A 12,892-nucleotide genomic window follows, 5' to 3' on the forward strand; every position below is an offset into this window, starting at 1 on the left:
TTTGACAACAAATCATGTAGTTAGAGTTCTCATAGGTACAAGAGAACAACGGGCGATTGCTCACATACGCGCGCGACGACAATCTAGGCATATTGAATTGGTTAGGTGGTGAATATGGCTTTTATGGATTGGGTTGAAGGGAATTTAGTCAAAGTTCCTGCATTTGATTTAACAGTCGGGGGCGTGCAGCTGTTGAGCGTCAATGACCGGCTAATGTCATTAACATTAACGGATAATCGCGGTTTTGAAGCCGATACCTTAGAACTCACTATCGATGATACTGACGGCAAAATTGCGTTACCAGCGCGGGGGGCTGAAATTTCAGTTTCCCTGGGCTGGCAAGGTGAAGCCTTGATACATAAAGGGATGTATACCGTTGATGAAATTAGTCATTCAGGCCCACCCGACCAAATTACCGTCACCGCTCGTAGCGCGGATTTTCGGCAAAATTTCAACGTCAAAAGGGAGTATAGCTGGCACGATATCAAAGTCTCTGATGTGGTGAGCGCGATAGCAGGGCGCTATAACCTTAAACCCGCCGTTAGCAAACAATTGATGCACATTGAAATTGACCACGCCGACCAGACCAATGAGAGCGATATTAGCTTTTTAACGCGCATGGCTGAAATGCTTGGCGCGATAGCCACCATTAAAAACGGCAGTCTGTTATTTATCGTGCCTAATCAGGGAATCACCCAAAGTGGCAAGCCATTGCCCGTCATTACCATCATGCGGGAAAGTGGAGATAGGCATTATTTTCGATTGGCTGACCGGCAAGCGTACACTGGTGTACAGGCTTACTGGCTAGATTTGAACTACGGCAAACAAAAGAAAACCAATCTTAAACGTAAGCAAAAGCCTAAAAAAGAGAAGTCGAGTAAAAAAGAGGGCGATTACATCGAGGGCGCCGAGGGTAACGTTTTTGTAATGCGACAAACCTTTAAAAACGAGCAATCAGCCAAGCGAGCCGCTGCGGCTAAGTGGTTAAAATTACAAAGAGGTGTAGCTGAATTTAATATCACCTTAGCTGAGGGTCGCGCAGACCTTTATCCTGAGATGCCAGTGACCGTGACAGGCTTTAAACCAACCATTGATAGTCACCAGTGGGTGATTAGCCGAGTGACACACACCATTGACGGGAACGGGTTTATAACCCATTTGGAACTGGAAATAAAAATCAAAGATATTGATATGACGGATGACGAGCAAAACGATGAATAATTGATTATAATAACGTCAGGCATATCCATAACCCAAGGTTATAAAATGGCGTTCAATTGTCCCCAGTGCGGCGCTGTGACTTATACCAAAACCAGTAAATCCATGAGTAGTGAAACCCGTAGAAGCTATCATCAATGCCAAAATATGCTGTGTGGCTGTTCTTTTACGACAATAACCTCAGTGGAGATCTATCTAACAAAAACTATTCCACAAGAGCTGCCAGAAGGCTTTGAAATTCCGATGGATAAGTTACCGAGATCACATCGGGGAGAGAAACAGATGGAGATGTTTTGAACATATAAGTAGATTTTTTAATAAAATCTAAAGGATAGAGATTATCTATAGCTTTATCCTATCCCTAAAGTGTTTTTTTTTATTAAATACGTATAATTGTACTAAGTTCATTTTGTCGGAAGTTTGATTTGACACTCGTATTCAAGGTATATAAATGATAACTATTGAAGATGCAGTTGAAGCTTTTAAGCCTTGGGCTAGCAAGATATTTGAAGAAAAAATACTTCCTTTTGTTTTTTCTAAAGGTGCGGATGCTTATAATAAAAGAAGAAATTTGTATAAGCTTAAGAATCAGATGTCTGAATATTTAGCTAAAACTAGAGCTCAGTGTTCAATAATTAACTCATTAGCTTTTCCTAATGTATTGAAAGAAATAAACAATATTTATGTTCCTTTGACATTATCAATGTTGGATTCAAGAGAGGAAAAAGAATACATCGTTAATCGTGGTGATTTTTTTCTTAATAAATTCAATCATATATTAGTAATTGATAATGCTGGAATGGGAAAATCAACACTGATGAAGAAAATAGTCATTGATGCTATTGATCATTCAGAATATATTCCGATTTATATAGAATTAAGAACACTCACCAATAACCCTATTGAAGAACAAATAAATAATCTATTAGGCCTTGATGATGTTAATGATAATTCTCTTTTAAAGAAAGTGTCGTTTATATATTTCTTTGATGGGATTGATGAAATACCATTTGATTTGAAGAATGAATTAATAAAGAGAATAAAGGCTTTTAGTGATGATATGTCTAACTCTAAAATCATTATTACATCCAGACCAGATCAATCACTATTGGAACTTCACTCTTTTAATAGATTTAAAATTAAACCACTAGATATAGAGCAATCATATGAACTTATTCGCTTATATGATATAAATCTAGCCAAAACAGGAAATAGTCTTATTCTTTCAAATAAGTTGATTACGGAAATAAAGCTTATGAGAGAAAAGGATAATACTACTATCTTAGAGTTTTTAACAACACCACTATATGTTTCACTTTTATTTTGTTCTTATAGATATAAACCTGTAATACCAAGACGGAAAGATTTATTCTATAGCCAAGTATTTGAGGCCCTTTTTGAAACCCATGACCTTAGTAAAGAAACTGGTTATGTTCGAAGAAAGTCTTCAGGCCTAGATATAACTGATTTTAGTATCCTACTTCGTAGGCTTGCATTTTGGTGTTTAAAAAATAATGGTCGGTTAGAGTTTAGTAGATCAGAACTTGAAAGCATTTTAATTGACATAACTGAAAAATTGAAAGGAATAAGTGTTAAGCCTATCTCGTTTATTAATGATCTGACATACTCAGTGCCTTTATTTATTAAAGAGGGTGCCCTTTATAGATGGTCACATAAATCACTTATGGAGTATTTTAGTGCGGAATTTATTTGTATTGAAGTTAAGGATAAAAGAGATGAACTTTTATTGAAATTATATGAAAGTGGTAGTGCTGTTAAGTACAAAAATATAATTGAGCTTTGTTCTGATATTGACTATGCATCTTTTAGGAAATCTATTCTTCGTAAATGTCTTACTGAATATTTTCAGCATTTGGAAAAATTGGAAAAACTTGATTGCTTAGATGAGTGTGATAAAGAAATATGGGCAAGTATCAGCTTTTTTTCTGATTTAAAATTACTTTTAACGCCATATAGCAATGCTAACTTAGGTGATCTAAATATTCTTGATGATGTATATATTTTTGATGAGGATGATTATTTACATAGCTCTTTTGAAAATAATTTTATAGGGTTTCGGGAGTTTATTACTCACATAACTTATCCTGTTTCTTTAAAAAGTACGGTTTTTGACATACTTAGGCTAAAAAATAATGAATACTTCTTTAAAGAAAAAGATTATTACAATAGGTTATCTTTTGATTCGCTAAAAATCCCAGAAAACGTGATGGTTTCAACTGAATCTGGTTATGTTAAGGGATACAGTAATGACATCATCCCTGACATTATAAGTATATTGTTACAATTTAGACATACATTAACAATTCCTGTAATACATGAATCGTTAGCCATCAGTGCATTAGATGATATTGTTTCAGATACATCAAATGGAGTAAATGATTTATTAGAAGGTTTTGATTGAAATTAAAATTGCTTCATTAATATACTGGAACAAAAAATTATGACTCATGATGGAATCGATTACGAATTTGCAAGAGGAAGTGACATAGTTAGAGATGGCATGTTCCTTGAATTAACTATGGCGAATACTGATCCAGTGTTACAACTTGCTGAAGTTTTTTACTCGGATGTTACCCATCAATTTACATTAACTTGCTATGAGCCAAATATTCCTCTTGAGGTAATTGAAACTTTGATTCAGCAAGCTAAAAAACTACTCCCACCCATTGAAAAATAAACAAAATAAAAAGCCTCTCGTCACAAAGAGGCTTTTCAAGTGTGGTCAATATGTGGACATTGACTATTGACTAAGTCCTTTTATATCAATCAGCTAAGTCACTTTTAGAACGCCGCACTTAGCGCATTTGACTACCTAATCCGCACTAGTACCAGAACCGCTGAATAGGAGTTTTTTACTCTAAATTCAGTGAGTTGTAGTCAAAAGGCACTCGGGGGCGAGTGCTTTTTTTTGTGCATTTATGTAGTCTGAATTATTTCACATTCTCTTGATTGAAAATTACTCAATATTCTATTTTTAGATGCCCATTTTGAATTTTTATCAAGACCACGCTATCCATATTTTAAATATTTAGATTTTTTTCATATTTTTTAAGCGCGATACATAGTGCAATTCAATTAATCTGGCATGAATAGTTTTTTATTGGAAAGCGTGTAAATCCGCGGCCTTAAAGCCATCTGGATGGCTAAATAACCACGTATTACATACCTGATCATGAATATAGTTCATGTTCTAATGAAATTAAGTCGCTTTAACTCATCGAAAGGCTCTGGCATTAATAGTTCATAACTTATTGAGAATATGAAGATTGGTTAATGAGATGACGAGAAAATTCTCGGCAATCAAGGGGCGAATAAAATTTTCATATCAGTGCTTAGGAAATAAAACCACGATGAATAGAGACTTTACATTTACGATTAAGAGCAGTCTTTTTGATGAAAATTATAACCCCTCTAAAAATACTCGTATAACGACCAATTTTGCTAATTTAGCTAGAGGAAAAGACCGCCAGACGAATTTAAAAAATACATTGATGATGATTAATAATCGTTTTAATTCACTTGCGTATTGGGATAATCCTAAAGGTGATCGTTACTCAGTAGAACTTGAAATCATTTCTGTTTCAATGAAGATTGAAAATCAGGGTCATACATTCCCTGTAATTGAAATATTAAAAACCAATATTATTGATCAAAAAACAAACCAGCGTATTGAGGGTGTTGTAGGTAATAATTTCTCCTCTTACGTGCGAGATTATGATTTTAGTGTATTGCTGTTAGATCATAATAAAAATCAACCTAACTTTAGCATTCCAGATAATTTTGGTGATTTGCATGGCAATATATTTAAATATTTTGTGAATTCAAATGAATACAAAGAAAACTTTAATAAATCACCAATAATCTGTTTAAGCGTTTCAAATAAAGATGTTTATTATCGGACAGGAAACCAACACCCGACATTAGGTATAGAGTACCAACAGAAAGGCACTTCCTTGACCGACCAATATTTTAAAAAAATGGGGCTGCAAGTGCGTTATTTTATGCCTCAAAATAGTGCGGCTCCCTTGGCTTTTTATTTTAAAGGTGACCTACTGAATGATTACACGAATATTGAGCTTATTAGTACGATAAGTACGATGGAGACTTTCCAAAAGATTTATCGACCTGAGATTTATAATGCAAATTCTGTGGCAGGTGAATGTTATCAGCCAAGCCTGAATCAGCAAGATTATTCATTAACAAAAATTGTTTATGACCGAGAAGAACGTAGCCAGTTGGCTATTGAGCAAGGGAAATTTACTGAAGAACACTTCATTAAGCCCTACAAGAATATTCTTGATCAATGGTCTGCTAACTACACACACTAATTAACTAAAAATAAAAGGTCATTTATTATGAAAAAATTATTACCTACATCGACAGCTGGCAGTTTACCTAAACCATCTTGGCTTGCACAACCCGAAACACTTTGGTCTCCGTGGAAGTTACAAAATGAAGAATTAATTCAAGGTAAACAAGATGCTTTGCGTTTATCTCTGGACGATCAGTTACGAGCCGGTATTGATATCGTCAGCGATGGTGAGCAAACACGACAACATTTTGTGACAACATTTATTGAACACCTTAGTGGCGTTGATTTTGAGAAGCGTCAGGTCGTTAAAATTCGTGACCGCTATGATGCAAGTGTACCTACAGTTGTTGGGGCAGTAGCTCGTCAAAGGCCCGTATTTGTGGAAGATGCTAAATTTTTACGACAGCTAACTAATCAGCCTATTAAATGGGCTTTGCCCGGCCCAATGACAATGATCGATACACTTTATGATAATCACTATAAAAGCCGTGAGAAACTTGCTTGGGAGTTTGCCAAAATTCTCAATCAGGAAGCCAAAGAATTAGAGGCGGCAGGTGTCGATATTATCCAGTTTGATGAACCCGCGTTTAATGTTTTTTTCGATGAGGTGAATGATTGGGGGATCGCCACATTAGAAAGGGCGATTGAAGGGCTTAAATGTGAAACTGCGGTGCATATCTGCTATGGATATGGCATTAAGGCTAATACCGATTGGAAGAAAACTTTGGGAACGGAGTGGAGACAATACGAAGAGGCTTTCCCTAAGCTACAAACTTCTAATATTGATATAATTTCGCTGGAGTGTCACAACTCGCACGTTCCTATGGACCTGCTTGAATTGATTCGAGGAAAAAAAGTGATGGTTGGGGCTATTGATGTGGCGAGCCATACTATAGAAACACCCAAGGAAGTCGCGGATACATTGCGGAAAGCGCTTCAGTTTGTTGATGCAGATAAGCTTTATCCTTCGACCAACTGTGGCATGGCTCCTTTATCTCATCAGGTAGCCAGAGGTAAACTCAATGCCTTAAGCGCAGGAGCAGAGATCATTCGTAGAGAACTCTCAACGAAATAAACTAGCAAAGAGTTAGCGACTAAAAAGGCACTCAAGGGGTGCCTTTTTATATTAAATTTCAAAAGATTAATTTATGCCTACTTGTTGACACTTAAAAAATCAATTTCGCAATTGCTAAGCTAATACCTGAAGCCGCAAGAATAATGCCAACAATCCATTTGGTTTGAGAACCAAGCTCTTTATGTAAATCACTGATCGTTAGATAATTTGATTTAATTACCGCCACATCAGTTTTGATTGCTTTCATATCATTTTCAAGGCTACTTAATCTTGACTCCATTTTGTTTCCTCCACTAGAACTACCTAGGTTGCTACTGCTCGGAGACGAATCACCATAAGAAACCAATAACATTAAAGGAACTTGTTTTTCTCTAAATTGATTTGCCATTGAGTTTCCCTCTAATTATTTCACTAAATTTTGCTCATCCAGTCAGCCCTTTGAGCAAGCAAATAAGAGACTAAAAATCATTTGTGCTAAGGAGCGTATGGTGACAGATGAAGAGAGTCAAAAGAAATGACAAGTATACAGCTGAAGTTGCTCCTAAAAGTCTTGAAATGATAGATAAAGCCCCACTTTAATGGGGCTAATAGCGTGAGGGAATAATCAATCAATCGACTAATCTGGCTTAGTGAATATCATCATGACTGCGATAAATGAGTGATAACTCGGGGTGTTGCCATAGGCTTGCGGGAGTCACCGTTGTACGTTCCCACGGAATAGAGCCTATAAACCAAAGTTTCCAAAAATTTAGTTTTGCATCGGGATTTTTGGACAATAATGTATGAAATGTCTCGATTTCTCCGATCTGAATGGATAGGGCAGATTGATATATATCGAAGACAAATTTTGAGCAAAATTGACGAGATGAATCGTAATTAAACCCCGTATGATAGAACTTATTTAATCTTGAAGGAACTTCATCAATAAGCGCCTGTTTTTGATGTTCATCAAGATGTGTCGATAAGCGACGAACACCATAACGATGCTCAGCTGAGCGAGCGATAAAGCGTGATAGCGTCGTAGTTGTTGACAGCGGAACTCGGCTTTCAGCGATTAAGTAATCTTCGCCATTATGCCCAATAATCATACCGACATGGTTGCTCCAGCACAGAGATGCGGAGGCTATTTGACGAAATAACTCAGTGCCAATACTGGTGAAAATAATATCGCCAACCTCAAGTTCTGACGGGTAATTTATTCTTGTCATAAGATAACCTCAATATGGTGATAAAGTGTGCATTAAAGTTATCTTATAAGCTGTTCGTTCTTAGCAGCAATCAGAATGAGGGCGAAAATTACTTCTGTTTATCTTGGGTATATCTTCAACAGCTTTTGACTTAAATTTTGAATACTCTGGATGATATCTTGTTCAGTATGCGCCGCATAGCCAAATAGAATTGCATTATTATTCGGGCTATTAATACAGTAGCGAGACAAAGGTTGGGCACCAAAATTGAGCTCTCGACACTGTTTTAGGATAATATCCAAACTATAACCTTGTTTTATCCAGCAAACTGTATGGATACCAGAATCAGTCATTTGCACATCAAATAAATGAGGAACATATAATTGAATATGTTGGCAGAAAGCATTTTGCCGTTCATGGCATATTTTACGAATTTTTCGAATATGACGTGCGTAATGACCTTCTTGAATAAATTGAGCTAAGGCTGCTTGTTCTAAATAACTACAATGACTATCGCTGTAGTACTTCATCATAGTAAATGCTTCACTCAGATTTTCTGGAACAATTAAAAATCCCAACCTAAATCCTGGATACATCATTTTTGAAAATGTACCAGCGTAAATAACCCTCTGGTGGTTATCTAATCCTTGTAAAGCTTGGATCGGTTTAGAGAGAAAACGAAATTCACTGTTGTAGTCGTCTTCAAATATCCATGCATTGTTTTGTTGTGCCCAATCTAATAACGCTAATCTGCGAGATAAGCTTAACGTAATACCTAAAGGAAATTGATGGGATGGTGTGGTATAAATCAGCTTAGCATCCCCATGATGCTTGGCTCCATAGGCGATATCCATTCCTTCATCATCGGATGGAATTGAGGCAATTGAGGCGCCAGCTGCAGTAAATATTGCCCGGGCGCTGTCATATCCGGGGTCATCAAGCCAAACTTTATCTTTCTGTTTTAATAATACTTTAGCAACTAAATTGATAGCTTGCTGGGTACCATTAACAATAATAATTTGTTTTTCTGTACAGTGTACTCCTCGGGTTGAACGCACATAATCTACAAGTAGTTTTTTCAACGGAGCATAACCATCAGGGTGATTATAGTGGGTAATAGCCAGTTTTGACTTACGCCAAACTCGACCTAATAGACGTCCCCAAAGGTCATGAGGAAATTGGTCTACACAACCAATACCTATATTAAATACCTGATGTTTATCGGTATTAGGGCGAGATTGTTCCCATAGGTGATCTAAATCATTTATTATGGGATTAAGAAAAACTGCATGATTTTCTGGTAAATCGTCCACTTGAGGTTGACTTGCTGTACGTACTAGCTCATCCGGAATTTGTGCGGATACATAGGTCCCAGACCCTGATTTAGTATAAAGATAGCCTTCATCCACTAAACGATCAAAACCAGCAATCACAGAGTTGCGAGAAATTGACATCATTTCTGCGAGGGCGCGCGTGGAAGGTAATTTAATTCCCGCAATAATTCTGCCATCTAGAATTGCATTCCGAATGGTATGGTATACCCCTTCATTAATTCGCCCTTTTTCAATCAATAAAAGCGGAAATTGAGCTTGCTGTTTTCGGCGCATTAAAGTGGATCCTAAATAAATAACAAAAGTGTATCTTATGAAGTACCAGATAGCTAAGTACTATAGCCCCATTATGTAATATGTCTACAAATGGAAGGGTTATTATGAATAGTGCAACATTACCAGTAACAGTTGAATTTGTATCTCAAGAACATTACCCACAATGGTTAGTTTATTGGTTGGAATATCAAAAATTCTATAACGTTGATTTAAGTGAAGAGATCACATTAAAAGCCTGGGAACGCTTTTTTAATGCAGATGAACCGATGTACTGTGCTGTTGCATTGGAAGGGGATAACGTAGTTGGTTTTGTTAATTACTTATATCATCGTTCAACATGGGCAGAAAATAATTTCTGTTATTTAGAAGACCTCTATGTCACGCCAGAAATTAGAGGCAAGCATGTGGGAAAACAGCTGATTGAATTTGTTCATAATCAGGCCAAAAAAAATCAATGTGGACGGTTATATTGGCATACACAAGAAACCAATTTACGAGGACAAAAGTTGTATAATTGGGTTGCAGAAAAACCAGGGGTTATTGAGTATAGAATGCCATTATAAAATAGGTTCTCCGTTGTTGCTAAAACAATGGAGAGACTTAATTACAATTTTCATTTAGTGGAATAATAAATCGTATTTTTAGTCATTCCTATTTTTCAATGGCGCTAAAATTACATATTTCAACTAACAAATTAAATTTTATAGAGAATTACTGGACAATAATTAGTATTGGCTATTCTAAATAAAAATACGGCATTGGCTATTACAGTTAATGCCGTACATTAATTCTTAATTTAAATTACTTAACCAGTTTACAATCACGACCTTTATCATCTGATACACGGTTATTGACTGCATCATCTTCAGAAATAGTTGCCAGATTTAACCCGCCTTTATGACTCCATAGCTGGAAGTTCTCACCCACATAACGAGCTCCGCTTGCGGCTTCCTTACTTTTCATAACAATTAATTCGTCGCTATAAAGCATCACTGCTGTATCTTGATTAGGAAAAGAAACCTTAATTTTTTGTCCATCACAATTGTAGGTGTCTGTTTTAGCTGCGAATGCAGATGAAGAGGCTGCTAGAATAGATAAAGCAGTGATAGATGAAATTAAAAGTGTTTTTTTCATTAAATTTCCTTAATACCTATAAAGTATTGAAACAGCTTTTATAAAAATAAACTTATATACTGTTAGTAATATGAAATTACTTTAAAATATATAATGCATAAGTAATTAATCATAAATTGATGGTGATAGACTATAAGTCTTTTCTTAAAATAATTTTTATACTTATAAAATTAATTACGTAAATTTAACTAAATATTAATTAATAAAAATTGCGAAAGATAATCTATTAAATAATCAGACGATAAAAGCAATTTCTTGTGAGAAGACAATGAATAACATACACTGATCCAGCAAAATTACGTCATTTGATAAGGAGTTGGGTGTGTCTTTGGAACAATACCGAAAATATGAAAATCTCTCGATTGAAGAGACCATAGAAAAACTTTCATTACTCTATTCAAATGCGATCGAAGCATTAAGAAATGCAATCGCGACCTACATCGAAAAAGGAACCATTCCAGATGTAAAAGCGAGAGAACATGGTTTATTCGCCTATCCAGAATTGTGTGTTACTTGGATTGGCAAAGTCGACCATTGTGAAAAAACTCGCGCATATGCACGCTTTGTCAAGCAGGGTGATTATAGTATTACAATTACCCAACCTGATTTATTTAGAGCTTATCTCGTTGAGCAATTAACAATTTTTCAGCAAGATTATGATGTTTCCTTTGCAGTTCGCCCTTCTAAAACTGAAATACCTTATCCATTTGTGATTGATGGGTCTGATTTAATACTCGATAGAAGCATGAGCAGTAGTTTAGCCGCTCATTTCCCTATTACTGATTTATCGCATATTAGTGATGATATTACCGATGGCTTATATCATGTCACGGATGATATGCCACTTTCTCATTTTGATGCCCTACGGGTTGATTTTTCCCTTGCTCGACTAAAGCATTATACGGGAACACCACCAGAACACGTTCAGCCATATATTTTATTTACTAATTATAACCGGTATGTCGACGAGTTTGTTAACTGGGCATGTGAGCAAATTTGTGATCCGGAGAGTCGCTATATTGCCTTATCCTGTGTAGGTCATAATTATCTAACAGCTGAAAATGCAGACCCACAAATAGCCACCTCAGATTTAACGTGGAAAAAATTTCAAATGCCTGCATATCATCTGATTGCTCGAGATGGGGCTGGCGTTACTCTTGTTAATATTGGTGTTGGTCCATCGAATGCAAAAAATATCTGTGACCATTTAGCCGTATTACGCCCTCATGCATGGTTAATGATAGGTCACTGTGGTGGATTAAGAGAAAGCCAAAAAATTGGTGACTATGTCTTAGCTCATGCATATCTACGGGATGACCATATTCTAGATGACGTATTACCACCAGATATTCCGATTCCTAGTATTGCTGAAGTTCAACGGGCGTTATATGACGCAACTAAACAAGTAAGCAATATGCCCGGAGAGTTAGTCAAGCAGCGCTTACGTACAGGAACCGTGGTGACGACGGATGATAGAAACTGGGAGTTACGTTTCTTTGCGACAGCGCGACGTTTTAGTTTAAGTCGTGCTGTCGCTGTCGATATGGAGAGCGCCACTATTGCCGCTCAAGGATACCGTTTTCGCGTACCATATGGGACGTTGTTATGTGTTTCTGATAAACCAATTCATGGTGAAATTAAGTTACCGGGGCAGGCGAATAGCTTCTATGAGGGAGCTATATCAGAACATCTACAAATTGGTATTCGTGCGATCGATCTCTTAAGACAAGAGGGAGATAAGTTACACTCTCGAAAATTAAGAACATTTGATGAACCACCATTTAGATAATGAAAGCAAGGAGACTCAATTGATCCCGACACTGGAAACTGACAGGTTAATTTTGTCAAAACATGAAGTGAGTGATTTTGCTGCTTTGACACAGTTATGGGCCAACACATCAATGGTACAACATATTGGTGGTAAGCCTTCCACGGAGCGAGAATCGTGGATGAGAATGCTCGCCTATGGGGGATTATGGCCGTTACTTGGCTTCGGTTATTGGGCGGTAAGAGATAAAAATACTGGCGTCTATGTGGGGGATCTGGGTTTTGCAGATTTCCACCGAACGGTAGAGCCACCCATCAAAGGGATCCCAGAAGCTGGATGGGTAATCGCGGCGGAATACCAAGGAAAAGGCTACGCAACAGAAGCAATGCAAGCCGCGTTATCTTGGCTAATATCTCAGAAAAAATATCAACAGAGCATCTGTTTCATTGATCCGAAAAATAGTCGTTCATTAAGAGTTGCTGATAAATTAGGTTATATTCAAGATAAAGAAGTCTTTATGAATGGCAGTATTTCGATATTGTTACGTAAAAATCTGAACGAATAATAGCA

The 12,892-nt window shown here is 36.6% G+C and carries 13 protein-coding genes; 9 read left to right on the forward strand and 4 right to left on the reverse strand.

What is annotated here, in order from left to right:
- Window positions 1-114 precede the first annotated feature (114 nt).
- From EL244_RS08905 to EL244_RS08930, 6 genes are all read left to right on the forward strand, one after another.
- Window positions 115-1,221, forward strand: a complete 1,107-nt coding sequence (locus tag EL244_RS08905) for a phage late control D family protein (RefSeq protein ID WP_126460316.1) — start codon at window positions 115-117, stop codon at window positions 1,219-1,221.
- 45 nt (window positions 1,222-1,266) lie between these two features.
- A complete protein-coding gene (locus tag EL244_RS08910) occupies window positions 1,267-1,515 on the forward strand; it encodes an Ogr/Delta-like zinc finger protein (protein ID WP_126460318.1) in 249 nt (82 codons plus the stop codon).
- A 154-nt stretch (window positions 1,516-1,669) separates the two neighbouring features.
- Window positions 1,670-3,640, forward strand: a complete 1,971-nt coding sequence (locus EL244_RS08915) for an NACHT domain-containing protein (protein ID WP_126460321.1) — start codon at window positions 1,670-1,672, stop codon at window positions 3,638-3,640.
- A 39-nt stretch (window positions 3,641-3,679) separates the two neighbouring features.
- Entirely contained in the window at window positions 3,680-3,916 is a 237-nt protein-coding gene (locus tag EL244_RS08920) for a hypothetical protein (protein ID WP_126460323.1), read from the forward strand.
- Between the two features lie 673 nt (window positions 3,917-4,589).
- Entirely contained in the window at window positions 4,590-5,567 is a 978-nt protein-coding gene (locus EL244_RS08925; protein WP_126460326.1) for a DUF1852 domain-containing protein, read from the forward strand.
- A 27-nt stretch (window positions 5,568-5,594) separates the two neighbouring features.
- Entirely contained in the window at window positions 5,595-6,626 is a 1,032-nt protein-coding gene (locus EL244_RS08930) for a methionine synthase (RefSeq protein ID WP_126460328.1), read from the forward strand.
- Window positions 6,627-6,717: 91 nt separating this feature from the next.
- Here EL244_RS08930 and EL244_RS18015 read toward each other — a convergent pair whose 3' ends face one another.
- From EL244_RS18015 to pdxR, 3 genes are all read right to left on the reverse strand, one after another.
- Window positions 6,718-7,014, reverse strand: coding sequence for a hypothetical protein (locus tag EL244_RS18015; RefSeq protein WP_006813016.1), 297 nt, complete (start codon window positions 7,012-7,014; stop codon window positions 6,718-6,720).
- Between the two features lie 238 nt (window positions 7,015-7,252).
- Window positions 7,253-7,834: a YebB family permuted papain-like enzyme gene (locus tag EL244_RS08940; protein WP_006813015.1), complete on the reverse strand. Its 582-nt coding sequence runs from the start codon at window positions 7,832-7,834 to the stop codon at window positions 7,253-7,255.
- 98 nt (window positions 7,835-7,932) lie between these two features.
- On the reverse strand, window positions 7,933-9,420 hold the full coding sequence (gene pdxR / locus EL244_RS08945) for a MocR-like pyridoxine biosynthesis transcription factor PdxR (protein ID WP_126460331.1): 1,488 nt from the start codon (window positions 9,418-9,420) through the stop codon (window positions 7,933-7,935).
- A gap of 80 nt (window positions 9,421-9,500) precedes the next feature.
- Between pdxR and EL244_RS08950 the strand changes: the two genes are divergently transcribed.
- Entirely contained in the window at window positions 9,501-9,983 is a 483-nt protein-coding gene (locus tag EL244_RS08950) for a GNAT family N-acetyltransferase (RefSeq protein ID WP_412033784.1), read from the forward strand.
- Between the two features lie 238 nt (window positions 9,984-10,221).
- Here EL244_RS08950 and EL244_RS08955 read toward each other — a convergent pair whose 3' ends face one another.
- On the reverse strand, window positions 10,222-10,554 hold the full coding sequence (locus EL244_RS08955) for an MliC family protein (RefSeq protein ID WP_006813012.1): 333 nt from the start codon (window positions 10,552-10,554) through the stop codon (window positions 10,222-10,224).
- Between the two features lie 361 nt (window positions 10,555-10,915).
- Here EL244_RS08955 and EL244_RS08960 point away from each other — a divergent pair, with 361 nt between their 5' ends.
- Together EL244_RS08960 and EL244_RS08965 are read left to right on the forward strand one after the other, a co-directional pair.
- Entirely contained in the window at window positions 10,916-12,343 is a 1,428-nt protein-coding gene (locus tag EL244_RS08960; RefSeq protein WP_459426276.1) for an AMP nucleosidase, read from the forward strand.
- A complete protein-coding gene (locus EL244_RS08965) occupies window positions 12,324-12,887 on the forward strand; it encodes a GNAT family N-acetyltransferase (protein ID WP_126460340.1) in 564 nt (187 codons plus the stop codon). The genes EL244_RS08960 and EL244_RS08965 overlap by 20 nt, the downstream gene beginning before the upstream one ends.
- Window positions 12,888-12,892: the final 5 nt, after the last annotated feature.

It is taken from the genome of Providencia rustigianii, assembly GCF_900637755.1.
Classification (GTDB): domain Bacteria; phylum Pseudomonadota; class Gammaproteobacteria; order Enterobacterales; family Enterobacteriaceae; genus Providencia; species Providencia rustigianii.

Excerpts from the sequence above, each read along its gene's own strand:
- EL244_RS08905 (WP_126460316.1), top strand. The coding sequence starts at position 115 with ATGGCTTTTATGGATTGGGTTGAAGGGAATTTAGTCAAAGTTCCTGCA.
- EL244_RS08910 (WP_126460318.1), top strand. The coding sequence starts at position 1,267 with ATGGCGTTCAATTGTCCCCAGTGCGGCGCTGTGACTTATACCAAAACC.
- EL244_RS08915 (WP_126460321.1), top strand. The coding sequence starts at position 1,670 with ATGATAACTATTGAAGATGCAGTTGAAGCTTTTAAGCCTTGGGCTAGC.
- EL244_RS08920 (WP_126460323.1), top strand. The coding sequence starts at position 3,680 with ATGACTCATGATGGAATCGATTACGAATTTGCAAGAGGAAGTGACATA.
- EL244_RS08925 (WP_126460326.1), top strand. The coding sequence starts at position 4,590 with ATGAATAGAGACTTTACATTTACGATTAAGAGCAGTCTTTTTGATGAA.
- EL244_RS08930 (WP_126460328.1), top strand. The coding sequence starts at position 5,595 with ATGAAAAAATTATTACCTACATCGACAGCTGGCAGTTTACCTAAACCA.
- EL244_RS18015 (WP_006813016.1), bottom strand. The coding sequence starts at position 7,014 with ATGGCAAATCAATTTAGAGAAAAACAAGTTCCTTTAATGTTATTGGTT.
- EL244_RS08940 (WP_006813015.1), bottom strand. The coding sequence starts at position 7,834 with ATGACAAGAATAAATTACCCGTCAGAACTTGAGGTTGGCGATATTATT.
- pdxR (WP_126460331.1), bottom strand. The coding sequence starts at position 9,420 with ATGCGCCGAAAACAGCAAGCTCAATTTCCGCTTTTATTGATTGAAAAA.
- EL244_RS08950 (WP_412033784.1), top strand. The coding sequence starts at position 9,501 with ATGTCTACAAATGGAAGGGTTATTATGAATAGTGCAACATTACCAGTA.
- EL244_RS08955 (WP_006813012.1), bottom strand. The coding sequence starts at position 10,554 with ATGAAAAAAACACTTTTAATTTCATCTATCACTGCTTTATCTATTCTA.
- EL244_RS08965 (WP_126460340.1), top strand. The coding sequence starts at position 12,324 with ATGAACCACCATTTAGATAATGAAAGCAAGGAGACTCAATTGATCCCG.